23 protein-coding genes and 1 pseudogene are annotated in these 22,385 nt (G+C 63.6%); 14 read left to right on the top strand and 10 right to left on the bottom strand.

Going from position 1 to position 22,385, the window contains the following annotated elements:
• Nucleotides 1-18: 18 nt before the first annotated feature.
• From metC to JFU04_RS13140, 10 genes are all read right to left on the bottom strand, one after another.
• Nucleotides 19-2,718: a cystathionine beta-lyase gene (gene metC, locus JFU04_RS13185; protein WP_201144268.1), complete on the bottom strand. Its 2,700-nt coding sequence runs from the start codon at nt 2,716-2,718 to the stop codon at nt 19-21.
• Nucleotides 2,719-2,745: 27 nt separating this feature from the next.
• Nucleotides 2,746-3,393 (bottom strand): glutathione S-transferase family protein, encoded by a 648-nt coding sequence (locus JFU04_RS13180; RefSeq protein WP_065904955.1) that lies wholly within the window; start codon nt 3,391-3,393, stop codon nt 2,746-2,748.
• Between the two features lie 139 nt (nt 3,394-3,532).
• Entirely contained in the window at nt 3,533-4,129 is a 597-nt protein-coding gene (locus JFU04_RS13175) for a cysteine dioxygenase family protein (RefSeq protein ID WP_065904952.1), read from the bottom strand.
• Nucleotides 4,130-4,145: 16 nt separating this feature from the next.
• A complete protein-coding gene (locus JFU04_RS13170; protein WP_065904950.1) occupies nt 4,146-4,970 on the bottom strand; it encodes an amino acid ABC transporter ATP-binding protein in 825 nt (274 codons plus the stop codon).
• Nucleotides 4,957-5,640 (bottom strand): amino acid ABC transporter permease, encoded by a 684-nt coding sequence (locus JFU04_RS13165; RefSeq protein WP_065904948.1) that lies wholly within the window; start codon nt 5,638-5,640, stop codon nt 4,957-4,959. Before JFU04_RS13165 ends, JFU04_RS13170 begins: the two co-directional genes overlap by 14 nt.
• Complete coding sequence (locus JFU04_RS13160) at nt 5,630-6,355, bottom strand: amino acid ABC transporter permease (RefSeq protein ID WP_106804036.1); 726 nt, start codon at nt 6,353-6,355, stop codon at nt 5,630-5,632. Before JFU04_RS13160 ends, JFU04_RS13165 begins: the two co-directional genes overlap by 11 nt.
• Entirely contained in the window at nt 6,352-7,554 is a 1,203-nt protein-coding gene (locus JFU04_RS13155) for an aminotransferase class I/II-fold pyridoxal phosphate-dependent enzyme (RefSeq protein ID WP_201144266.1), read from the bottom strand. Before JFU04_RS13155 ends, JFU04_RS13160 begins: the two co-directional genes overlap by 4 nt.
• A complete protein-coding gene (locus JFU04_RS13150; RefSeq protein WP_201144265.1) occupies nt 7,551-8,972 on the bottom strand; it encodes an FAD-binding oxidoreductase in 1,422 nt (473 codons plus the stop codon). The genes JFU04_RS13155 and JFU04_RS13150 overlap by 4 nt, the downstream gene beginning before the upstream one ends.
• Nucleotides 8,965-9,771 (bottom strand): transporter substrate-binding domain-containing protein, encoded by an 807-nt coding sequence (locus tag JFU04_RS13145; protein WP_106804038.1) that lies wholly within the window; start codon nt 9,769-9,771, stop codon nt 8,965-8,967. The genes JFU04_RS13150 and JFU04_RS13145 overlap by 8 nt, the downstream gene beginning before the upstream one ends.
• Before the next feature lie 2 nt (nt 9,772-9,773).
• Complete coding sequence (locus JFU04_RS13140) at nt 9,774-10,595, bottom strand: transporter substrate-binding domain-containing protein (protein WP_201144264.1); 822 nt, start codon at nt 10,593-10,595, stop codon at nt 9,774-9,776.
• A 243-nt stretch (nt 10,596-10,838) separates the two neighbouring features.
• Between JFU04_RS13140 and JFU04_RS13135 the strand changes: the two genes are divergently transcribed.
• The 14 genes and pseudogenes from JFU04_RS13135 (at nt 10,839) to JFU04_RS13075 (ending at nt 22,357) form a co-directional block, all read left to right on the top strand.
• Nucleotides 10,839-11,690 carry a LysR substrate-binding domain-containing protein gene (locus tag JFU04_RS13135; protein ID WP_106804040.1) on the top strand — a complete coding sequence of 284 codons (852 nt, stop codon included), beginning with the start codon at nt 10,839-10,841 and terminating at the stop codon, nt 11,688-11,690.
• Between the two features lie 263 nt (nt 11,691-11,953).
• Nucleotides 11,954-13,048 carry a methyl-accepting chemotaxis protein gene (locus tag JFU04_RS13130; protein WP_201144263.1) on the top strand — a complete coding sequence of 365 codons (1,095 nt, stop codon included), beginning with the start codon at nt 11,954-11,956 and terminating at the stop codon, nt 13,046-13,048.
• Between the two features lie 43 nt (nt 13,049-13,091).
• A complete protein-coding gene (locus tag JFU04_RS13125) occupies nt 13,092-13,457 on the top strand; it encodes a response regulator (protein ID WP_201144262.1) in 366 nt (121 codons plus the stop codon).
• A gap of 4 nt (nt 13,458-13,461) precedes the next feature.
• Entirely contained in the window at nt 13,462-13,779 is a 318-nt protein-coding gene (locus tag JFU04_RS13120; protein ID WP_201144261.1) for an STAS domain-containing protein, read from the top strand.
• Between the two features lie 2 nt (nt 13,780-13,781).
• Nucleotides 13,782-15,761 (top strand): chemotaxis protein CheA, encoded by a 1,980-nt coding sequence (locus JFU04_RS13115; RefSeq protein ID WP_201144260.1) that lies wholly within the window; start codon nt 13,782-13,784, stop codon nt 15,759-15,761.
• Nucleotides 15,762-15,780: 19 nt separating this feature from the next.
• A pseudogene (locus JFU04_RS30640) lies at nt 15,781-16,281 on the top strand (MCP four helix bundle domain-containing protein); the annotation flags it as partial.
• Nucleotides 16,267-17,415 (top strand): methyl-accepting chemotaxis protein, encoded by a 1,149-nt coding sequence (locus JFU04_RS13110; protein WP_404940341.1) that lies wholly within the window; start codon nt 16,267-16,269, stop codon nt 17,413-17,415. The pseudogene JFU04_RS30640 and the gene JFU04_RS13110, both read left to right, overlap by 15 nt.
• A gap of 11 nt (nt 17,416-17,426) precedes the next feature.
• The gene (locus JFU04_RS13105) at nt 17,427-17,954 is read left to right on the top strand and encodes a chemotaxis protein CheW (protein ID WP_201144259.1); all 528 of its coding nucleotides are present in this window, start codon (nt 17,427-17,429) and stop codon (nt 17,952-17,954) included.
• Nucleotides 17,955-18,767 (top strand): CheR family methyltransferase, encoded by an 813-nt coding sequence (locus JFU04_RS13100; protein WP_201144258.1) that lies wholly within the window; start codon nt 17,955-17,957, stop codon nt 18,765-18,767.
• Nucleotides 18,764-19,255, top strand: coding sequence for a chemotaxis protein CheD (locus tag JFU04_RS13095; RefSeq protein WP_201144257.1), 492 nt, complete (start codon nt 18,764-18,766; stop codon nt 19,253-19,255). The genes JFU04_RS13100 and JFU04_RS13095 overlap by 4 nt, the downstream gene beginning before the upstream one ends.
• The gene (locus JFU04_RS13090; protein WP_201144256.1) at nt 19,252-20,304 is read left to right on the top strand and encodes a protein-glutamate methylesterase/protein-glutamine glutaminase; all 1,053 of its coding nucleotides are present in this window, start codon (nt 19,252-19,254) and stop codon (nt 20,302-20,304) included. Before JFU04_RS13095 ends, JFU04_RS13090 begins: the two co-directional genes overlap by 4 nt.
• Nucleotides 20,305-20,420: 116 nt before the next feature.
• Complete coding sequence (locus JFU04_RS13085) at nt 20,421-21,077, top strand: response regulator (protein WP_106804050.1); 657 nt, start codon at nt 20,421-20,423, stop codon at nt 21,075-21,077.
• A 249-nt stretch (nt 21,078-21,326) separates the two neighbouring features.
• A complete protein-coding gene (locus JFU04_RS13080) occupies nt 21,327-21,767 on the top strand; it encodes a GNAT family N-acetyltransferase (RefSeq protein WP_120448479.1) in 441 nt (146 codons plus the stop codon).
• Entirely contained in the window at nt 21,764-22,357 is a 594-nt protein-coding gene (locus JFU04_RS13075; protein ID WP_106804052.1) for an FMN-dependent NADH-azoreductase, read from the top strand. The genes JFU04_RS13080 and JFU04_RS13075 overlap by 4 nt, the downstream gene beginning before the upstream one ends.
• Nucleotides 22,358-22,385 lie beyond the last annotated feature (28 nt).

Here is a 22,385-nt window from a genome sequence, read left to right as displayed (position 1 = left end):
CATGGGAGCGCGCAGGCCTCAACCTGCCAGCGCAAACCCGCGCTGCAGGTCCTCGATCAGCGCCGCCACATCTTCCAGGCCGATATGCAAACGCACCACCGGGTTCAACGCCCGGTCGGTTGCGCTGTCGCGGTCCTGGGTGTCGGCCACGGTAACCAGGCTTTCATAGCCGCCCCACGAAGCCCCCAGGCCAAACAGCTGCAAGCCGTCGATAAAGCGTTCGACGTAGCCGGCATCGGCACTGGCCAACTCAAACGACAACAACCCATTGCTGCCAGTGAAGTCGCGACGCCACAGCGCATGCCCCGGATGCTCGGGCAGCGCCGGGTGGAACACGCGCTTGACCTGCGGCTGCGCCTGCAACCACAGGGCAATGTCCACGGCCTGGCGTTCGTGCACATCCAGGCGCGACGCCAGGGTACGGGCACCGCGCAGGATCAGGTAGGCATCGTCGGCACTCACCGAATTGCCGAAGGTGTCACTCATTTTGCCCAGCGCCGGCCATGCGGCCTCGGTGGTGCACACGCTGCCCATCATCACGTCACTGTGCCCGCCGAGGTATTTGGTCAGGGCCATGATCGAGATGTCCGCGCCCAATGCCAGCGGCCGGTACAGGTAGCCTGAGCCCCAGGTGTTGTCGACGGCCAGCAGAATGTTGCGCGGCTTGCACAGTGCCGCAAGCGCAGGCAAATCGCACAGCTCATACAGCAGCGAGCCCGGCACTTCGGCGTAGACCAGCCGGGTATTGGCTTGCAGTTGCGCCTCCAAATCCTTGCCATCCGGCGAGAAGTAACTCACCTCGATGCCGAAGGGCTGGAGAAACTCGCAGGCCAGTTTGCGCACCGGCGAGTACACCGCATCGGTGATCAGCACATGATCGCCGGGGCGCAGATAGGCCAGGAACACCTGGGCCGCTGCCGCCAGGCCCGTGCCGTAGAGACGCGTGCGATAGCCACCTTCGAGTTCGCTCACCAGATCTTCCAGCGCGTGGGAGGTCGGGTTGCCGCGCGCGCCGTAGGTCAGCACGCGCTCGCTGTCGCGGCGGGCACGGGCGTCGCGCATTTGCGCCAGGTTGTCGAACAGCACCGTGCTCAGGCGGGTGATCGGCACATTGACCGCGCGGCCGCCGTGGCCCTTTTCGGTACGTGCGGCGTGGATCAACCGCGTGCGCACGCGTGACGGCGGCGCCAGGGGTTTGAGGCTGGCGATTTCCGCCTCACTCATTTGCGCCAGCAGGCCGATTTCCCAGGCCAGGTACTGGCGGGCGGCGTCCTTGTTGCCGCTATGGCGGTCGTGGGTGAAGAACAGGAAGTCGATGCACTGCGCGTCGGGCGGGTTTTGCGGGTCTTCGTTGACCGGCAGGCCAGCCGCTGCCCAGGCAGTGAGGCCGCCGTCGAGCAATCGAGCCGACAGCCCTTGGGCTGCGAAGGCCGCTACTGCAGGGTCATCCGCCACCAGCACCAGCGGACGCTGATCGGTTTTAAGCTGCGCACGAATCGACCAGGTGGAACCGGCAATATGCCCCTTGCGATACACCATGCTCGGGCGCAGATCGACCAGGTTTACTTCACTCAATTGCGCCGCCAGCGCCTCGGGGCTGATCAACGGCAACGGCTCATACGCCACCGGCTGCAACACCGGCAGGGCCAGGCCACTGTCGATACCGCCGCTCAGCACGTAGGCCTCATGCCCCAACTGCCGCAGCCAGCTGGCGACAATCGGTGCGCGCACGCCATCGCTGTCCACCAGCACAACGCGCGCCTGGCGCACGCCGATGTACAGGTCGGTGGACTGGATCAACTGCCCGCCCGGCGTATGTTGCGCGCCGGGCAACGTGCCCAGGGCAAACTCTTCGCCAGTGCGCACATCACACAGGAACAGGCTGCGTTGCGCGTCATCGGCCCATTGGCGAACCTGATCCGCCGACACCGTCGTCACCCCTGCCCGCTCAGCCAGTTGCCGTGCAGCCTGGCGCTGGGAGGCCAGGTCGCCGTTGACCTGCTCGGCGTAGCGCCGGGTGCTGCCATGCTCCAGCTGGAAGTCTTCCAGGTACCAGCCCTGGGTGCCGTTTTCCAGGGCGTAGATCGGGTTTTTCAAGCCCAGGTTGATCAGCGTCTGCGCACCGATAATGCTGCGCGTACGCCCGGCGCAGTTGACCACGATCGGCGTGCGGTCATCCGGCACCAGGTCATGCACGCGATAGCCGAGTTCGCCGTTGGGGCAGCAGATCGAACCGGGGATGGTCATCTTGCGGTACTCCTCGAACGGCCGCCCGTCGAGCACCACCAGCGGCTCGCCACGCGCCTGCCACTCGGTCAGTTGCCGCGCGGTGACGTGCGGCGTGTGGCTGGCCTCCTCGACCAGTTCGCCAAAGGCCTTGGACGGCACATGCACCCCGGCAAACAGCTGCAAACCGGCGGCCTGCCAACCCTGCGCGCCACCCTCAAGCACATGCACGCGGCGGTAGCCCAGCGCCTGCAGCCGCGCCGCCGCCAGTGCCGCGACTTCACCGCCATCCTGGTCGTAGATCACCAGGCGCACCTGCGGGTTGGGCGCCAGGCGGCGTACCTCCAGCTCCAGGCGGCTATAGGGCAGGTTCACCCCATGGAACAGGTGGGCCTCGCCGTATTGCCCGTGTTCGCGCACGTCGAATACGGCGATTTCCTGCCCGTCGAACAGCCATTGCTGCAGTTGACTCGGGGTGATGGTCTGGCTCATGGAAGTCCCAACAAAGTAAGAAAAGAGTTACTGCAACGCCAACGAACGTTCGCCCGGTGCCACTTCGCGCCCCTTGGCATAGGCACGCTGCACCGCCGGCCGCGCCTGGATGCGCAAGCGCCAGGCCTGGATATGCGGGTAGTCCGCCAACTGCTGGCCCTGGCGCAACGGCTGGATCCACGGAAAAATCGCCATGTCTGCCACCGAGTACTCGCCGGCCACATACGGCACTTCGGCCAGGCGCTGCTCCAGCACCCGGTACAGGCGCGTGGCTTCGGCATTCAACAGGTCGAGGGCGAAGGCAATCGGCTCGGGGGCCTTCTCCTTGAACAGCTGCAACTGGCTGAGATACGGGGTGATATGCCCGACCTGCCAGAACAGCCATTCCTGGACCTTCTGCCGCTCGGCAGTGCCGGCCGGTGGCAGGAATTGCCCGGCGCTGTCGGCCAGGTAATTGAGGATCGCGCCGGACTCGAACAGGCTCAACGGCACCTCGGGACGGTGGTCGACAATCGCCGGGATACGCCCGTTGGCGCTGATGCGCTGGAAGTCGGCGTGCTTTTGCTGGCCTTCACGGATATTTACCGGCACCAGGCGGTAATCCAGGCCCAGCTCTTCGAGCAGGATCCCGACCTTGAGGCCGTTGCCGGTGGGCCAGTAGTACAGATCAATCATAAAAACCCCGCCCTTTGATCATTCCCACGCTCTGCGTGGGAATGTCGTTTGGGACGCTCTGCGTCCCGGTGTCTGGCGTGACGCAGAGCGTCACAACCTGCGTTCCCACGCAGAGCGTGGGAACGGTCCTCAGGAGTGCTTACAAATACGCCTTGATGGAAGGCGCCATCTGCGAGGCGTTGTAGTTGAGGATGCGGCCGTCCGCTTCCACGCCATACCGGCCGTTCAGCGACTCCAGCGGCAAGCCGTAGAGATGGAAGTGCAACGTCGCCTGCTCGCCTTCAACCTTGATGCCGTGCAGGTCTTCACCGAGGAACGAAATCGAGGTGCCTGGTTGCACGATCACTTCTTTCTCAAGCGTCAGGGTGGTGAAGCCCGGCTCACGGCCCTCATCACTGCGGGCGTAGACGTAGTTGATTTCCTGGCCTTCCACCGCACTGATGATTGCCCACGTCTCGTGGTTATGCGCGATTGTGCTTTTGCCCGGCAACAGCGAGTTGAGGTACAGCGTCGGGGTGTCGCCATCGTCATTCAGGCGATAGCGGAAAGCGGTACTGCCCTGCCCCGGCACTGGCGCGGGGAATTCATCGAAGTTGAACAGGTCGCGCCGCTCGGCGAGGTTTTCCAGCAGGCCGACGATTTCCACCAGGGCCGCGCGGTCTACGCCGCGCTGGTTGATGACGCGGATTTGCTGCAGGAACGCTTCGATAACAGCAGCACGGTTTTCGCTACTCATGACGGTTTTCCTCTTATCAGACTGACAGGCTGTAACGGCTCAAATTGGTCAACAGGTACGGATCATGGGCGATCGGGCCACGGCGCCCGGAGTCGCCCAGGGCATGGCGCAGGAACGTCTGGGTGCGTTCGCTGGCCGGGTTCTGGAAAATCTGCGCAGCGCTGCCATGCTCGACAATCACGCCGTTTTCGGTGAAATACACGACGTCGCTGATCTCTTCGGCGAAGCGCATTTCGTGGGTGACCAACACGCAGGTCATGCCCTCCTCGGTCAGCTCGCGGATCACCGTCAGCACTTCGCCGACGGTTTCCGGGTCGAGTGCCGAGGTCACTTCGTCGAACAGGATCAGTTCCGGGCGCATCGCCAGGGCACGGGCAATCGCCACGCGCTGCTGCTGGCCACCGGAGAGTTGGCCGGGATAGGCATCGGCCTTGTGCTCCATGCGCACCTTGGCCAACAGCGCCCGCGCGTCTTTTTCTGCATCGGCACGATTGCGCCCGAGCACCTTGCGCGGGGCGATCACCAGGTTCTCCAGCACCGACAAGTGCGGGAACAGGTTGTATTGCTGGAACACAAAGCCGACGCGCTTGCGCAACTCGATGCGCTGAGCCTCCTGGGCCAGCGTGTCGACCTGGGTCTGGCCGACGCGGATGCTGCCGCGCTGGGGCTGCAACAGCCCGGTGATGCAGCGTAGGATCGTGGACTTGCCCGAGCCCGACGGGCCGATGATCGACACCGCCTGGCCGCGCAGCACCTCAAGATCGATGCCCTTGAGCACCGGGTTGGCGCCGAACGACAGGTGGACATCCCGCAGGCTCACCAGGGGTTCAATAGAAGGCATAGCGGCGCTCCAGGTGTTGGGTGAGACGGGAAATCGGGTAGCAATAGGCAAAGAACAGCACCAGCAGGCTGAGGTAGATCACCACGGTAAAACCGGTCATGTTCACGGTGTTGCTGGCAATCTGCGCGGTGTCGATCACGTCATGCACGCCCACCAGCGACGCCAGCGCGGTGCCCATGGTGACCACCGCGTAGAGGTTCATCCACGGCGGCAGCATGCGCTTGAAGCACTGCGGCAGGATGATCGAACGGAACAGCTGGCCACGGGTGAACGCCAGCGAACGCGCGGCTTCCCACTGGGTGCTGGGGATCGAGCCGATGGCGCCGCGAAAGATTTCCGCGACGTTGGCGCTGGCCGGCAGGGCCAGGCCTATCGTGACCTTGATCCAGTCGGGAAACGACACGTAGCTGCTGCCGATATGAATCTCGAACGGAAACACGTAGGTGGTGAAATAGATCAGTACCAGCCACGGCGCATTGCGAAATACCTGCACCCACAGCCGCGCAACTGCCGCCAATGGCGATAGCGCCAGCGCGCCGATCAACAGGCCCAGCACCGAACCAATGCCAATCGCCAACAGGCTGATGAGGATGTTCTGGCCAAAGCCTGCAACCAGCGCCGGCGACCATTGCAGCAAGGCCGACAGCACCGGGAATGAATCAATGGCCATAGCCGGGCATCCTCAGGCGCGCTTCGAGCCAGCGCCCCACACAATTGACGATAAAACTCAGCAGGCCGAAGAAGCTCAGGATCAGGATCATCAGTTCCAGCACGTTGTCGCTCTGGGTCCAGATCATGATCGCGGCGTAGGTGATATCACCTACCGCAATCGCCGAGGCCACGGCGGTCATCTTCACCAGGTCGATCAGGTTGTTGATCAGCGACGGCAAGGCAAAACGCAGGGCCAGCGGCAACTGCACATTCCACAATAATTGACGGCTGCTGAAGGCCAGCGAACTGGCGGCTTCGAGAGTCACGGCGGGCACCGCCTCGATGCCGGCGCGCAGGGCCTCGGCATGGAATGCGCCCTTGTGCAGGGAGATGACGATCACCACCCAGGCGAACGGCGTGAGCGGGTTGGCCGCGCCGACCGCCTGGGTCAGCAGCATGTTCAGCACCAGGAACGCGCAGTACAGCTGCACCAGGGTCGGCGTGTTGCGCGTGACCTCGATAAACACCCGTGCCGGCTTGGCCAGCCACGGGTTGCCGGACGTCAGCATCGCCGCCAGGCTGATGCCCGCGAGCAGGCTGCCGATAATGGTGAACAGGCACAGCAGCCCCGTGGTCAGCGCGCCCTGCACCAGCGTGCCTCGCTGATAGGCATCGAGCAGAAAGTTGTAGTTCAGGCCGATACCGGCAGCCCAGTGGACAAACAGCTCCATCATTGCAACTTCCCGCAGGCGGTCGCGATCCGCCGCCCTGCTTCGGCGACACTCTCGGTCGCGGTGGCAATCGACAGGCGAAACCACGGTGACAACCCATAGGCGCTGCCTGCCACCCCGGCCACGCCCTCCTCCAGCAACCAGGCGACCACGTCGCCGTCGTTGTCGATGCGCTGGCCGTCGGGACGAGAACGCCCCAGCAGCCCGGCGCAACGCACGAAGACGAAGAAGCCGCCCTGGGGTTCCAGCACTTGCAGACCGTCGACGTTTTCCAGCGCGGCGACCAGGATGTCCCGGCGCAATTGATACGCTGCAACCTGCTCGGCGAGAAAATCCAGCCCGCCGGTGTACGCCGCCAACGCCGCCGCCTGGCCGACCGAAGAAGCACCGGAGGTCGATTGCGATTGCACCACCGCCATGGCGTCGGTGAGGGTTTTCGGCCCCGCGCCAAAGCCGATGCGCCAGCCGGTCATGGCGTAGGTCTTGGACACGCCGCCCACCAGCAGGCACCGGTCCTGCAGGTCCGGGGCGACGTTCAACAGGCTCTGGGCCGGGCGACCGTCGAAGCGGATGTGTTCATACAGTTCATCCAGCAGCACCAGCACCTGGGGATGGCGACGCAGCACCGCGGCCAACGCCTGCAGCTCGGTGGTGCTGTACACCGCGCCGCTGGGGTTGCCCGGGCCGTTGAGAATCAGCCAGCGCGTGTGCGCACTTATGTGCTGTTCCAACTGGGCCGGCAGCAGCTTGCAGCCCTGCTCCAGCCCGCATTCGATCAAGACCGGCTCGCCCCCGTTGAAGCGCACGCTGTCGGGAAATGACGGCCAGTACGGCGTCGGCACCAGCACTTCATCGCCGTCATCCAGGGTGGCGGCGAAAGCATTGAAGATGATCTGCTTGGCGCCGTTGGCGATCACAATCGACGCCAGCGGATAATCCAGGTGGTTTTCTGCGGCCAGCTTGCGCTGCACCGCCACCCGCAAGGCCTTTACGCCCGGCGTCGGCGTGTACTTGGTGGCACCGCCAGCGATGGCCGCATAGGCGGCCTGCTTGATGTGCTCCGGGGTGTCGAAGTCCGGCTCGCCGGTGGTGAGATCGAGGATGTCACGACCGGCCTCCCGCAGTTCGGTGGCGCGGGACTTGGCGGCGGCATTGGCGGACAGCGACACCTGCTGCACGCGCCGGGACAGGCGTACGGTCATGGCTGCACCTCGAGGACTTTGCCGGGATTGAGCAGGTTGTGCGGATCCAGCGCCTGCTTGATGCGGCGCATCAGGTCCAGTTCCACCGCGCTTTTATAGCGACCGAGCATGCCCACCTTGCGCTGGCCGATGCCGTGCTCGGCACTGATCGAGCCGCCATGCGCGTGGGCGCTGTCGTGCACCATCGCGCTCAACTCGGCGTACTGCGCCATATGCGCCTCCACCGTCGAATCGAGTGGATGCGCCACGTTGTAATGCAGGTTGCCGTCGCCGAGGTGGCCGAAGGTGAAGTTGCGCACGCCGGGGAAATGCTGCTGGAGCACGGCATCCGTGTGCGCAACGAAGGCTACCACCTGGGAAATCGGTACCGAGATATCGTGCTTCATATTGCGCCCGGCGCGCTTTTGCGCCTCGCTCATGTTCTCGCGCAGCAGCCACAGCGCTTCGCTTTGCGCCAGGCTTTCGGCAATCAGCGCGTCTGCGATCAAGGCCTGCTCGAAGGCTTCACCGAGCACACGTTCAAAGGCTTCGCGGGCATGCTGTTCGCCGTGGTTGTCGGAGAGTTCGATCAAGGCAAACCACGGCTGGCTCGCGCCCTTGAACGGCTGCGGGCCGTCCGGGAACTGCTCGCGCAGCAACGCCAGGCAATCGGCGCTGAGCAATTCGAAGGCCGTGAGATTGGCGCCAAAACCGGCGCGGGCGTGGGACAGGAACGCCACGGCCTGGGCCAGTTGATCAAAGGCCAGCAACGCGGTGGCCTGGGCCAAGGGCTGCGGGAACAGCTTCAGGGTGGCCGCGGTAATAATACCGAGCGTGCCCTCGCTGCCAATGTACAAATCGCGCAGGTCGTAGCCGGTGTTGTCCTTGCGCAGACCGCGCAGGCCGTGCCAGATCTCGCCTTCGGCGGTCACCACTTCCAGGCCCAGGGTCAACTCACGGGTGTTGCCGTAACGCAGCACGGCCGTGCCGCCGGCATTCGTGCCGAGGTTGCCGCCAATCGTGCAACTGCCCTCGGCACCGAGGCTCAGGGGAAACAGGCGACCGGCAGCGCGGGCCACGTCCTGCACGTGTTGCAGGATGCAGCCAGCTTCCACCGTGAGGGTGTCATTGTCGGTATCGACCTGGCGCACGCGGTTCATGCGGTCGAGCAGCAGCAACACCGAACGCCCGCTGGCATCCGGCGTGGCACCGGCCATCAGGCCGGTGTTGCCACCCTGCACCACGATCGGTGCCTTCAACGCCACGCAGGCGCGCACCACCGCCGCCACTTCCTCAACGTTCGCCGGGTGCACCGCCGCAATCACCTGCCCGGTGTAGCGCCCCTGCTTGTCGGTGAGGTACTGCGCCGCCTCGTCATTGCAGTGTACATGGGCCGCGCCGAGCAGTTGTTGCAAGGTGGCGAACAACGCATCACTCATGGCTGTAGTGCTCGTGCAGGTCGCGCAGGGCCTGGGACGGCGCCATGCCGGTACGCTCGCCGAGGGCGATCAGGAAGCCGCTCTTGTGCCAATCGCGCACAATGGCATCGAGCTTGGCCTGGGTGTCGTGTTCGCCCTTGCGAATCCAGATCACCGATTTGGACGGGATCAGGTCGCCCGGCAACGGGATCTCATAACCGGCCCACTCGGCATCGCTGAGCAATGCGTGCATGGTCGGGCTGACGTGCACCGCCGCCACGCAGCCATTGCCGCGCAGCGACAACAGCGATTCGGACTGGCTGCGGAACGCCTTGATCTGCGCGCCGTAGGTCTCCTGCAGTGGCTTGATGAAGTTGCTGCCCTGGGACACGCACACCGGCTTGTCCTTGAGGTCGGCCCACTGGGTAATGCCCGCGCCCTTGCGAATCAAGGCCGCGCCGCCGACTTCTTCATACGGCGTCGGCACGTAGTCGAGAATCTCGGCGCGCTCTTCGGTGAACTGCATATTGGCGATCAGGATGTCGACCTTGCCCTGCTGCAGGAACTGCACGCGGTTGGGCGCCAGCACCGAGACTGTCCGGGTCTCGACGCCCAGCGCCTGGCCGATGCCCTTGGCCAGTTCGACGTTGTAGCCCAGGTGCTCGCCGGTCTTCGGGTCGAGGGTGCCGAACGGCGGACCACTGAGAATCACACCGACGCTGATGGCGTGGCGCTGCTGGATCTTGTCGAGGGTAGCGTCGGCGTGTGCGAAGCCGGCGCACAGGGCCAGGCCGAGTGCGGCCAGGGTTTTGATCTGCATGCTCAGGCGCCCTTGAACTGGTTTTGCAATTCCACCAGGGCCGGCGACGCCGGGCTGATGCGGTTGCGGGTCTGGGCGTCGATCAGCCAGCCACTGCGGTGCAGTTCCTTGACGATCGGGTCGAGCTTGGCCTGGGTATCGTTTTCGCCGCGACGGGTCCAGATCACCGACGGTGCCGGGTTGAGTTCCGGGCTGATCGCGCGGTAATCCTTCCATTCGGCGCTGTCGTTGATCAGCGGGTTGATCAGCGTGGAGTCATGCACCGCCGCCACGCAGTTGTTGCCACGCAGCGCCAGCAGCGATTCGGAGGAGCTCTTGAACGCCTTGATCTGCGCGCCGAACTCGGTCAGCGGCTTCACATAGCTGCTGCCCTGGGAGGTGCAGACGGGCTGGTCCTTGAGGTCTTCCCAACGGGTGATCTTGCTGTCCTTGAGCACTGCGGCGGTGCCGCCGATGCGGTAGAACGGGGTCGGGACAAACCCGAGGATTTCACCGCGCTCGGCGGTCCACTCCATGTTGGCGATCAGCAGGTCGACCTTGCCCTGTTGCAGGAACTGCACGCGGTTGGCCGGCAACACCGGCACCAGTTGCACCTGGGCCTTGAGTTGACGCCCCAGCTCGTTGGCCAGGTCGACGTTCAAGCCCTTGGGCTGTTGCGTGGTCGGGTCGATGCTGCCGAACGGCCCACCGGACAACAGCACGCCGACCACCAGCACATGGCGCTGCTCGATCTTGTCCAGGGTCGCATCGGCCTGCGCCGCCACACTGCCGCCCAGGGCGATCATCGACCCAAGGGCCACCGGCAACCATTTCTTCAACATCATTGGACTTCCCCCTGGCTAATGATCGGCGTACCCCGACCTGATGGAGGGGCATGCTAGGGAGTGTGCAGGGGCAACGGAAATGCAAATATCTCATATCGTTATAACTTGCCGTATCGGCAGGACCTGCAGTTTCGGCATAACCCATGATTTACTGGGCGCGGTAAAAATCTGCTTCACGCATACATAAATATCTGTAATGTTTAACTTCACACCCTTGATGTAAAACCGCCCCTGGAACCGGCCATGTCGACCCTCGACCTTGAACTCCTGCGCACCTTTATCGCCGTGGTCGACCACCACAGCTTCGCCGAAGCCGGCACGCACCTGTCTCGCACCCAATCGTCCGTGACCCAGCACATGCAGCGCCTGGAGCAGCAAGTGGGGGTCAGCCTGTTCGAGAAGCGCGGCCGGCAGAAACAGCTGACCGAGCCGGGCCTGCAGCTGCTGCGGCATGCGCGGCAGATGCTGTCGCTGAATGACGACGCGCTGAATTCGCTGCGCGAGAGCAGCCTGAGCGGCGTGCTGCGCATTGGCTCGCCGCACGATATCGCCGACACCATCCTGCCGCCGATCCTCAGCCATATCGCCCGTTCCGCGCCGCGCCTGCGCCTGGAAATCGATGTGGGCCGCAGCCCGTTCCTGATGGATGACCTGCACCGCGGCAAGGTCGACATGGTGATTTCCACCCGCTCCGACCCCAACCTGGAAGGCTTCGCCCTGCGCACTTCGCCGGTGTGGTGGATCTGTTCGGCGCAATACATTCATTCGCCCAGCGAGCCGTTGCCGCTGATCCTGGTGGATGAGCCGAGCATCTATCGACGCTATGCGCTGGAGGCCTTGGAGCGGGCGAACATCCCCTGGCGCCAGGCGTACCTGGCGTCGAACTTGATCGGCATCAAGGCCGCCACTCGCGCGGGCCTGGGCGTGACGCCACGGAGCATGGAGATGCTCGGGCCGGACATGCGCGTGCTCGGGGAAACGGATGGATTGCCGCGCTTGCCGGAAGTCACCTACTACCTGTGGATCCGGCCGAATACGGCAAACCCGATTGCGCGCAAAGCGTATGACCTGATCCGCGGCAGCCAAGGCCTGTGAGGGAGGCCTGGCTCGGCGTGAGCGACCCTTACGCCGAAACCCTACTCCAAACTCCCTGCCCTGCCTGCACCCCGCAATCGACGCTGCTCTTGCAACCCTTGGGTGCAACGCTTTTTACCTGATCGACCGGTCGACTTGTTACCCGCCCAAAGCCCGCTTGATTTTGTAGGACATAACCTAAGGATTAAGGGTTGTCCTTATACTGACATCATTACGCCATCGCTATCATCCGCCGATCTGACACCCTGCAACGGAAGCTGGCGATGCGCATTTACCTTGGGGCCTGGCTCGGCCTCGCATTGGCAACCATCGGATTGGTTGTACCCGTCCACCTGCTACCCCACGCCGGACTGCTGCTGAGCAGCCTCGCCCTGCTCGCCCTGCGCCCGAGAAAAACTGCCAGAGCCGCTGCTACCAGTCATTCCCAGACGACGGTTGAATCGGTCGTGACGCACGCCAGCGCTGGCGACTGGCAACTGATCGAGGGCGTCGCCCCGAGCTGGCGCGACAGCCTGGGGCAAACGCGGGCATTGCTGCAAAGCAATATCGGCGAGCTGTTCCAGCGTTTCCACAACATCGCCCAACGCCTCGAACAGAGCCTCGACAACTCCAACGACGTGCTCGGCAACGGCGGCGTCGGCGAAAGCCTGCGCGATGCCAACCAGCGCCTGCACGAAGTCACCGAATCGTTTCGCGCCAGCAGCCAGCGCCAGCATGCACTGCTCGACACCATCAGCCACCTGGACAGCTACGCCAGCCAGTTGCAGCACATGGCCCGACGGGTCCAGGAGATTGCCAAGCAAACCAACCTGCTGGCGCTGAATGCGGCTATCGAGGCGGCTCGGGCCGGTGAGTACGGCCGCGGTTTTTCGGTGGTCGCCGATGAGGTGCGCAAGCTTTCCACGCTGTCGGCCGAGACCGGCCTGGCCATGGATGAGAAGGTCGGCGAGATCACCCACGCGATCCAGACCACCATCGAGGCGGCCGCCGAACTGGGCACCAGCGAACAGAGCAACCTGGATTTCCTCAGCCAGTCGGTGAGCGGCGTGATGAGTCGCCTGGGCGACAACCTCAACCAGTTGTCCGACGCCTCCCACGCGCTGCAGCACGATGCCCGCGAAACCCAGCACGACATCCAGGCAATCATGGTCAGCCTGCAGTTCCAGGACCGCACCGACCAGATGCTCGAACACGTACAGAGTGACCTGCAGGACCTGCTCGACGCCATCGTCGCCAACGACCCGCGCCTGCACGACGCTCCTGCCTGGCTGGACCGGCTACGTCAGCGCTTTACCACTGATGAAGAACGCCATGGCCAGCCCAAGACCCCTTCCAGCGCCGAAGTGACATTTTTCTGAGGCGACGACTTTCCAGTTAATTTCACTTTCGAGGGAGCCGAACATGGCCAAGACCATACTAATCGTCGATGACTCGCAGTCCATGCGCCAACTGGTCAAGATGACCCTCACCGGCGCCGGCCACCAGGTCCTGGAGGCCTGCGACGGGCGCGATGCGCTGAGCAAGCTGACCGGGCAGAAGATCAACCTGATCATCAGCGACGTGAACATGCCGAACCTCGACGGCATCGGCCTGGTGAAAGCGGTGAAGGCGCGCAACGAATACCGCTTCACGCCCATCATCATGCTCACCACCGAAAGCGAACAATCGAAAAAAGCCGAAGGCCAGGCAGCCGGCGCGAGGGCCTGGATCGTCAAGCCGTTCCAGCCGCAGACCCTGTTGGCGGCCGTCGAAAAGTTGATGGGCTGAGCCCATGTTCACGCTGACCCCTTCCGCTTTCGGCGGCCCGACGCGCATTCGTATCGACGGTGACCTGAGCATTTATCAGGTCAGCGAGGCGCGGGATGCCTTTGTCGCGCTGTTGCCGCTCAACGCCGACGCCTGGCAGCTTGACCTGGCCGGTATCGGCGATTTCGACAGCGCCGGCCTGCAATTGCTGCTGGTGATCCAACGCGCGCTCAGCCAGGGCGGTAGCCCGGTCACCGTGGTCGATGCCGCCCCTGCCGTGCGCGAAACCCTCGCACTGCTGCGCCTGGAATCACTGTTTCCCAACGCTCGGATCGAGGATTGACCATGCTCACTGGCGAACAGTGGAACCAATTGCTCCAGGGCTTCCTGAGCGAAGGCCGGGACTTGCTCAAGGATGCCGAAGACAGCCTGCTCCAACTGGAAACCGTCCCCGAAGACAGCGACGCGGTCAACGGCTTGTTCCGCGCCGTGCACACGTTGAAGGGCTCGGCGGGTATTTTCTCGCTGACACCGCTGGTCAATCTCACCCATCACCTTGAAAGCCTGCTGATGCAAGTGCGCGACGGCCAGCGCACGCTCAATGAAAACCTCACCTCGTTGATGCTGCGCTGCATGGACGAACTGCGGCGGATGCTTGAAGCCGTCGACCCCGTCACCGGCGAGATGCACACCGACCTGGCCCAACAGGCACTGTTGCTCGACGCCCTGGCGCAGGCGCGTGGCCTGAGTGACGACACGCCCGTCGTCGACAGCGTGCCGGCCGCGCCGACTATCAGTGCCAATACGCAACTCTGGCAACTGTCGATCGACTTCAGCGAGGCACTGTTGCGCAACGGGTTCGACCCGGCAGCCTTCCTGCGTTACCTCAGCCGCCTGGGCGAAATCGTCACCCTGCACACCCGCACCGATCGGCTGCCGGGCCTCGACAGCTTCGACCCCGAAGCCTGTTACCTGGGCTTTACCTTGACCCTGCGCAGCGCCGCGAGCCGCGAGGAGATCGTCGACGTCTTCGACTTCATCGTCGACTTCTGCACCCTCACCCTCGAACCCTGCGCCGAGCCTGCGCCCACCCTGGCCGCGCCCGCCGAGAAAAAATTACCGGCCCGCGACCGCCGTCCGCAAGACACCAGCATGGTCAAGGTCCCTGCGCACAAGCTCGATGAGCTGATCAACCTGGTTGGCGAGCTGGTCATCAGCACCGCCGGTGCGCAGATGCAGGCCAAGCGCACTGGCGACAATGCGTGTATCGAAAGCGCCTTGGCCGTGCACCAGCACGTCGAGCAGATCCGCGAGAGCGCGCTGAAACTGCGCATGGTCGAGGTCGGTGAAACCTTCAACCGCTTCCACCGCGTGGTCCGCGATGTCAGCAAGCAACTGGGCAAGCACATCCAGCTGGACATCCGTGGCGGCGACACCGAGCTGGACAAAACCGTGATCGACAAGATCGCCGATCCGCTCACCCATCTGGTGCGCAACGCTATCGACCATGGCATCGAGTCGGCCGCCGAACGCCTCGCAGCCGGCAAGCCCGCCGAGGGCAACCTGCAGCTCAACGCCTACCATGACTCCGGCATGATCGTGCTGGAAATCAGTGACGACGGGCGCGGCCTGAATACCGCGCGGATTCGCGAAAAAGCCATCGGCAAAGGCCTGATCGAGGCCGAGGCGGTGCTCAACGAGGCCGCAATTCACCGGCTGATTTTCGAAGCCGGCTTTTCCACTGCCGAACAGGTGTCCGACCTCTCCGGGCGCGGCGTTGGCATGGACGTGGTGCGCAGCGCCATCGAGCAATTGCGCGGCAGCATCGAGATCGAGTCGCAGCAAGGCCTGGGCTGCACCTTCCGGATTCGCCTGCCGCTGACCCTGGCGATCATTGACGGCTTTCACGTGGGCGTGGGCCAGGACAGTTTTGTCATCCCGCTGGACATGGTCACCGAATGCATGGAGGCCAGCGCCGCGTCGCTCACCAGCCAGTACGGCTACCTCAACCTGCGCGGCACGCCGCTGCCGTGCATAGCCCTGGATCAACACTTCGGGCTGCCCGCGAGCACTGCCCGGCGCCGCAATATCGTGGTGGTCAGCCAAGGCCGGCAGCACGCCGGATTGATCGTCGACCACCTGCTGGGCGAGCTGCAAACCGTGATCAAGCCACTCGGCCAGATGTTCCAGCACCTGCGCGGCATCAGTGGCTCGACCATCCTCGGCTCCGGGCAAGTGGCGCTGATCCTGGATGTGCCCAGCCTGTTCCGACAGCTGCAGGCCCCTGCCGCCCTCGACGTATCCCTTTTAGAACCCCTTGCCTAGCCTTTTCAGGAGAAACCGCATGCAATTTGTTCGCAACATGAAGATAGGCATCCGACTCACCGCCGGTTTCCTGGTGGTCGTCGCGTTGACCGCGATCATCGGGTTTATCGGCATCCGCAACCTCGAACAGGTGAATGGCCTGTCCGACCGCATGTACGAGCTGGACGTCACGGGTTTGAGCACCCTGCAGGAAGCCAATATCCAGCTGATCGTCGCCGGCCGCTCGATGCGCCAGAGCCTGTTGTCGACCAACCACGCGGCGCGTGAGCAGGCGGCGAACCAGGCCAAGGCCGCGCTGGATAAAACCCGCACGCTGATCAACAGCGCACGCGCCAGCTTTATCACCAAGGAAGGCATGGCGCAGATCGACCAGCTGGAAACGCCGCTCAAGGACTACGAAAACCTGGTGCACCAGGTGTTGACCCTGCATCAGCAATCCAGCCAGCTGCAGGAGACCAGCGACGTCACCGACCTGCTGCCCAAGGCCGTGGTCAGCGGCGAGCAGATCGACCGCCTGATCGGCGAAGTCAGCCGCTACAAACAGGAGCGCGCCAAAGAGGCCAATCAGCAAATCTCCGATATCGCCGACCGCTCGCGCCTGCAAATGATCGCGCTGGTCCTGGCTGCCACGCTGTTTGGCGTGGTCATTGGCGTGCTGGTCACGCGCAGTATCACCAAGCCGCTCAACGGTGCGGTGGCCGCCGCCAACCGCATGGCCGCCGGCGACCTGAGCCAGGACCTGCAGGCAGACAGCCGCGATGAAACCGGCCAGTTGCTCGCGGCCATGCAAAACATGACCGAGCGCCTGCGCAGCATCCTCGGGGATGTGCGCAGCTCCGCCGATTCACTCTCCTCGGCCTCCGAGCAAGTCAGCTCCACCTCGCAGTCACTGAGCCAGGCCGCCAACGAACAGGCGGCCAGCGTCGAGCAGACCAGCGCCTCGGTCGAGGAAATGTCGGCATCGATCGCCCAGAACACTGAAAGCGCGAAAATCACCGACGGCATTGCCGGCAAAGCCGCCAACGACGCGGTGCAAGGCGGTGGCGCGGTCAGCGACACGGTGCTGGCGATGAAGCAGATTGCCGACAAGATCAGCATCATCGACGACATCGCCTACCAGACCAACCTGCTGGCGCTCAACGCCGCCATCGAAGCGGCCCGCGCCGGTGATCACGGCAAAGGCTTCGCGGTGGTCGCCGCCGAAGTGCGCAAGCTCGCCGAACGCAGCCAGGTGGCGGCCCAGGAGATCGGTCAAGTTGCCTCCAGCAGCGTGCACCTGGCCGAACAGGCTGGCCGCCTGTTGAACGAAATCGTCCCGAACATCCAGAAAACCTCGGACCTGGTGCAGGAAATCACTGCCGCCTCGCAGGAACAAAGCAGCGCCGCCGGGCAGATCAATATCGCCATGGGCCAGATGAACCAAATCACCCAGCAAAACGCCGCCGCCTCGGAAGAGCTTGCCGCCACCGCCGAAGAAATGAACGCCCAGGCCGGACAATTGCAGGAGCTGATCGGCTTCTTCCGCTTCGAACAGGACGGCCCCGCACTCAAGCGTGGCCTGCCGCGCAGCCAGGACAACTACCCCAGCGCGTCGCCAAGCTGGTCCAAGGGCAGGACGACGGTCGATGAAGGCCAGTTCGTCAGTTTCAATTGAGCACCGCGCCCATGACTTCCCTTGCCAACCAACGTTTTCAAACCGTCGACTCACTGGCCGAACCCCTGAGCATCCAGCACTTGTCGTTTCGCGTGCGTGACGCGGACTATGCGCTGCCGATCGAACTGGTGCGCGAGATCATCGAATACGCACAAGTGACGGCCGTGCCGATGATGCCGGCGTTTATCCATGGCGTGATCAACCTGCGCGGCAATGTCGTGCCGGTGCTGGACCTGGCTGCGCGCTTTGGCTTCGAGCTGACCCGCGCGGGCAACCGTACCTGCATTGTCATCATCGAACTGGCCTTGAGCGACAGCACCCAGGCCATCGGCCTGGTCGTGGATGCCGTCGACGCGGTGCTCGACATCGACCCGCAGCAGGTGGTCCAACCGCCGCCGTTCGGCGCCGGGATCCGCACCGACTTCATCGCCGGCATGGCCCGCAATGAAGAAGGTTTCACGATCATTCTCGATATCGCCCAGGTATTGTCGCTGGATGACATCGCGCAATTGAGCCTTGCCGTCACGAACGGCCTTTGAATGTCTGCACTTTTAACCCTGCCGAAACTCGCCGAATACGAGTTTCGCCGCTTGCAGAAACTCATGGCCGAGGCGTCGGGCATCCAGTTGGCGCCCAACAAACGCCCGCTGGTCGCCGGCCGCCTGATGAAGCGCCTGCGCCACTATCGGCTGGGCAGCTACGCCGATTACTTGCAGTTGCTCGACAACCCGTTGTTCATCAAGGAGCGGCGGCTGGTGGTGGATTTGCTCACCACCAACGAAACGTACTTTTTTCGTGAGCATCCGCACTTCGATTTCTTCGGCGAATGGTTGGCCCGCCAGCGCGGACCGCAGAAGATCTGGAGTGCCGCCTGTTCCTCCGGCGAAGAGCCTTACAGCCTGGCAATGGTTGCCAGCGAAAACGCGCGCACGCAGGACTGGTCCATCGTCGCCAGCGACCTGAGCCAAAGCATGCTCGCGCGGGCCCGCGACGGCATCTATGACATGGCCCAGGCCAAGTATTTTCCCGAGGGTTGGCTCAAGCGCTATTGCCTGAACGGCGTCGGCGACATGAGCGGGCGATTTCGCGTGCAGGCCGCGCTGCGCGAGCGCATCACCCTGCGCGAGATCAACCTTACGCAACCGCTGCCAGAGGCACTCGGGCCTTTCGACGTGATCTTTTTGCGCAACGTACTGATCTATTTCAACAACGAAGAGAAACAGCGGATTGTCCGGCGCCTGATTACCCAGCTGCGCGTCGGCGGCCTGCTGTTTATCGGGCACGCGGAAAGCATCCACGGCTTTGATCTGCCGATGCGCCTGACCTGCCCTTCGGTCTACGAGCTTTTATGAAACCTTCGATATTCCTGAACCCCGGCGATTACTTCTTCGGGACCCACGACGGCGTGGTCACCACCTTGCTCGGCAGTTGCGTCGCCGTAGTGCTGTGGCACCCACACCGACGGCTGCTGGCGGTCTCGCACTTTCTGCTGCCCAACGATCCGGGCGCAGGCACACGCCTGGACACCCGTTACGGCGAGTCCGTGTTCAAGCGCATCCACGCCGACATGGCCCGCCACGGCACGCAACCTACGGAGTACCGCAAGGGCATTTTCGGCGGTGGCAGCCTGGTGCGCTTCGAAGGCAACCCACGGCGCAGGGTCGGCGCCGGCAACAGCGCTTTTGCGCGGGAACAGTTCAGCCTGCGCAATTGGTCGGTCGACGCCTGGGACCTCAACGGCGACCATTACCGGCGCCTGCAGGTCAACGGCCGCAGCGGGGCAATCGAGTGCCTGCGCAACGGCCTGCCGTCGCCGCCGGTACGGAGCCTGCCGCGATGATCAAGGTGTTTATCGTCGACGACTCGGCGCTGGTGCGCCAGGTGCTCACCAGTTGCCTGGCCAGCCACCCACGGATCACGGTCATCGGCCAGGCGGCCGACCCGCTCTACGCCATCGAGAAAATGCGCCGCGACTGGCCGGACGTGCTGGTGCTCGACATCGAAATGCCGCGCATGGACGGCCTGACCTTCCTGCGCCAGCTCATGCGCGAACGGCCGACGCCGACCATCATCTGCTCGACGCTGACCGAGCAGGGCAACAGCGTCGCCGTCGAGGCGCTGTCGGCAGGCGCCGTGGGCGTATTCACCAAGGCGCGGCTGGGGCTCAAGCAAAGCCTGGAAGCGTTGTCGGCCGAGTTGATACGCAAGATCGAGGACGGCGCCAAGACCCGTCCACGCGCCCTGCCCGCGACGGTGACGGCGCCTGGCGAGGACAGCCGGATTGCACCGGTCAACCGGCTGCGCACCACCGAAAAAGTCGTCGCGCTCGGCTGTTCCACCGGTGGCACGCAAGCCCTCGAATTTGTCTTGCGCCAATTGCCACGTGACTGCCCGGGGATTGTCATCGTTCAACACATGCCGGAAAAATTCACCGCCGACTTTGCCCGGCGCCTGGACAAGCTCTGCCAGATCGAAGTGCGCGAGGCCAGGCATCTGGATCGGGTGCACAGTGGCCTGGCATTGTTGGCCCCCGGCGGCTTGCATATGCAACTCAAGCGCAGCGGTGCGCACTACCAGGTCGAGGTTGTGGACGGCCCGCCGGTTAACCGGCATAAACCTTCGGTAGACGTGCTGTTTCGTTCGATCGCCAGGCATGCCGCGCCCAGCGCCTTGGGCATGATCATGACCGGCATGGGCGACGACGGCGCGCGCGGGCTGCTGGCAATGCGTGAAAATGGCGCGCAGACCATCGCCCAGGATGAAGCCAGTTGCGTGGTCTTTGGCATGCCCAAGGAAGCGATCAAACTGGGCTCGGCCCAAGCCGTTGAACCGTTGAATAAATTCTCCCGCTTGATCCAGGAGTTTGGCGATAACGCGCGCCACGGCTGAAAAGTCTTCACACTCTAAGACCTGCGCGTTAACCCCTGTAGACACGGACGCTACACAGTAAATTACAGCAGCGAGATCAACGCTGCCTCTTGTCTCTGCGATTTGGGCTGAAGCCTATGCGTTGTCGAATCCTTGTAGCGAATGTATATCCCCTGTTACGTGCCGGCCTGCGTGCACTCCTGGAGCAAAAAGAGCCCTACGAAGTCATCGCGGAAGCCGACAGTGAGAGCACCACCCTCGAACTCGCCTCGAGCCTGCAACCGGACATTATTGTGTTCGACATGGATATCGAACGGGTTGCCTGCATGAAACTGCTCAAGAGCCTGTCGATCAGCGCGCCGGCCAGCCGCATCCTGATGATCTCGACCCACAAGGATTCCAGCTTCGTGATGCAGTGCCTGCAACTCGGCACCAAGGGCTATCTGTTGAAAAGTGCCAGCGTGCTTGAGCTCGAACTCGCGCTGGAGGCGCTCAAGAGCGGCGGCCAGTACCTGTCGGTGCCGGTTGTGTCGTTGGTGGTCAGCCAGGCCGTCAAGCAGACTCGCGAGGAAACCAAGCCCATCTCGCACTCGAAACTGACCGTGCGCCAACTGGAGATACTCCGGTTGATCGCCCGCGGCGAAACCACGCGCAATATTGCCCAAGGCCTGCGGCTGAGCATCAAGACGATCGAGGCACATCGCTCGCAGATCATGCATCGCCTGCACATCCATGATGTCGCCAGCCTGGTGATGTTTGCGGTACGCGAAGGGATCGTGCAGATAAACGACTAAGACCGGCCTCCCCGCCCGGTGATCCGGCTCCGCCACGCACGCCTCGCGCACTGCACTTCAACGCCGCCCCACAGGCGCTACGCCTGATCATGTCCCAGGCCACTTGTCCATTCATGCCCCTGTTGGTTCGCCTGGCTACCCGCGAAAATGGCGCCTCTCTTGCGTGCCACCAGGAACTGCCCATGCCTTCTCGCCTCAACAATGCCTTCGCCACTTGCGCCTGCCAGGCGTGCCAGGAGCACTTCAACCATGCATGACTCAGTCGAGTTCGTAGCGATGCAAACCGAGGCCGAGTGCATCGCCAGCTTTGCGCTGATGCAGCAACTGCGCCCTCACCTGACCAACGCCAGCGCCTTCGCCGCGCAGGTCCAACGGCAACGGCAAAACGGCTACCACCTGTTGGCCGCGCGCGAGCACGGCAAGGTGATTGGCCTGGCCGGCTACCGGCTGACGGAAAACACCCTGTATGGCCGGTTTATCTACGTCGATGATTTAGTCGTGGACGCCGCCCTGCAGCGTCGACGCCTGGGCGAACAACTGCTCGAGCGGGTCCGCGAAGAAACCCGCGCCCGTGGCTATCGCTGGCTGGTGCTCGACACCGGCATGCACATGGCCCTGGCCCAGCGTTTCTATTTCCGCCAGGGCCTGTTGCCGCTGGGCATGCATTTCTCCCAGGACCTGAGCCAATGACCCGCGCCCTGTTGCTGAGTTTCAGCCCGCATGGCAAGGCGGCGCAGACCTTCAAGCTGGCTCGTGCGCTGCTGCGCGACCTGGTACCGGACGCCGCAGTGACGGAGCGCGACTATGGCGGCCAGGCCCTGCCACCGCTGAGCCGCGAATACGCCAACGCCCTCACCACCCCGGGCGGCTTGAGCGGCAGCGCCACCGCGCGGTCGGAGGAGTTGATCGTCGAGCTGGAGGCCTGCGACCTGCTGGTCATCTGCACCCCCGTGCATAATTTCAGCGTGCCGGCGGCGCTCAAGAGCTGGATCGACCATGTGGTGCGCATCCAGCGCAGCTTCACGGTGAATGCGCAGTTCGAAAAAGTCGGCTTGCTCAAGGACCGCCGCACCTTTGTGCTGGTCAGTTCCGGCAATGCCCGCAAGGGCCATGAGCCGGACTTCCTGACGCCGTACATGCACGCCATCCTGGCCACGGTGGGCATCCACACGGTGGATTTCATCTACCTGGGCGCGATGGTGCGCGGCGCGGAAGCGGTCAACCGCGCGGTGGAACTCGCCCACCGGCAACTGTCCGAGGCAATCAGCTCTGGCCTATAAAAATAATGGCGCTAGAATCAGCGCCATT

It is taken from the genome of Pseudomonas sp. TH21 (assembly GCF_016651025.1).
Classification (GTDB): domain Bacteria; phylum Pseudomonadota; class Gammaproteobacteria; order Pseudomonadales; family Pseudomonadaceae; genus Aquipseudomonas; species Aquipseudomonas aylmerensis.
The sequence above is the reverse complement of the archived record's forward strand: the minus strand, read 5'-3'. Positions and strand labels throughout refer to the sequence as shown.

Bases quoted from the DNA above. Each gene is read 5' to 3' on its own strand.
- metC (WP_201144268.1), bottom strand. From the start codon at position 2,718: ATGAGCCAGACCATCACCCCGAGTCAACTGCAGCAATGGCTGTTCGAC.
- JFU04_RS13180 (WP_065904955.1), bottom strand. From the start codon at position 3,393: ATGATTGATCTGTACTACTGGCCCACCGGCAACGGCCTCAAGGTCGGG.
- JFU04_RS13175 (WP_065904952.1), bottom strand. From the start codon at position 4,129: ATGAGTAGCGAAAACCGTGCTGCTGTTATCGAAGCGTTCCTGCAGCAA.
- JFU04_RS13170 (WP_065904950.1), bottom strand. From the start codon at position 4,970: ATGCCTTCTATTGAACCCCTGGTGAGCCTGCGGGATGTCCACCTGTCG.
- JFU04_RS13165 (WP_065904948.1), bottom strand. From the start codon at position 5,640: ATGGCCATTGATTCATTCCCGGTGCTGTCGGCCTTGCTGCAATGGTCG.
- JFU04_RS13160 (WP_106804036.1), bottom strand. From the start codon at position 6,355: ATGATGGAGCTGTTTGTCCACTGGGCTGCCGGTATCGGCCTGAACTAC.
- JFU04_RS13155 (WP_201144266.1), bottom strand. From the start codon at position 7,554: ATGACCGTACGCCTGTCCCGGCGCGTGCAGCAGGTGTCGCTGTCCGCC.
- JFU04_RS13150 (WP_201144265.1), bottom strand. From the start codon at position 8,972: ATGAGTGATGCGTTGTTCGCCACCTTGCAACAACTGCTCGGCGCGGCC.
- JFU04_RS13145 (WP_106804038.1), bottom strand. From the start codon at position 9,771: ATGCAGATCAAAACCCTGGCCGCACTCGGCCTGGCCCTGTGCGCCGGC.
- JFU04_RS13140 (WP_201144264.1), bottom strand. From the start codon at position 10,595: ATGATGTTGAAGAAATGGTTGCCGGTGGCCCTTGGGTCGATGATCGCC.
- JFU04_RS13135 (WP_106804040.1), top strand. From the start codon at position 10,839: ATGTCGACCCTCGACCTTGAACTCCTGCGCACCTTTATCGCCGTGGTC.
- JFU04_RS13130 (WP_201144263.1), top strand. From the start codon at position 11,954: ATGCGCATTTACCTTGGGGCCTGGCTCGGCCTCGCATTGGCAACCATC.
- JFU04_RS13125 (WP_201144262.1), top strand. From the start codon at position 13,092: ATGGCCAAGACCATACTAATCGTCGATGACTCGCAGTCCATGCGCCAA.
- JFU04_RS13120 (WP_201144261.1), top strand. From the start codon at position 13,462: ATGTTCACGCTGACCCCTTCCGCTTTCGGCGGCCCGACGCGCATTCGT.
- JFU04_RS13115 (WP_201144260.1), top strand. From the start codon at position 13,782: ATGCTCACTGGCGAACAGTGGAACCAATTGCTCCAGGGCTTCCTGAGC.
- JFU04_RS13105 (WP_201144259.1), top strand. From the start codon at position 17,427: ATGACTTCCCTTGCCAACCAACGTTTTCAAACCGTCGACTCACTGGCC.
- JFU04_RS13100 (WP_201144258.1), top strand. From the start codon at position 17,955: ATGTCTGCACTTTTAACCCTGCCGAAACTCGCCGAATACGAGTTTCGC.
- JFU04_RS13095 (WP_201144257.1), top strand. From the start codon at position 18,764: ATGAAACCTTCGATATTCCTGAACCCCGGCGATTACTTCTTCGGGACC.
- JFU04_RS13090 (WP_201144256.1), top strand. From the start codon at position 19,252: ATGATCAAGGTGTTTATCGTCGACGACTCGGCGCTGGTGCGCCAGGTG.
- JFU04_RS13085 (WP_106804050.1), top strand. From the start codon at position 20,421: ATGCGTTGTCGAATCCTTGTAGCGAATGTATATCCCCTGTTACGTGCC.
- JFU04_RS13080 (WP_120448479.1), top strand. From the start codon at position 21,327: ATGCATGACTCAGTCGAGTTCGTAGCGATGCAAACCGAGGCCGAGTGC.
- JFU04_RS13075 (WP_106804052.1), top strand. From the start codon at position 21,764: ATGACCCGCGCCCTGTTGCTGAGTTTCAGCCCGCATGGCAAGGCGGCG.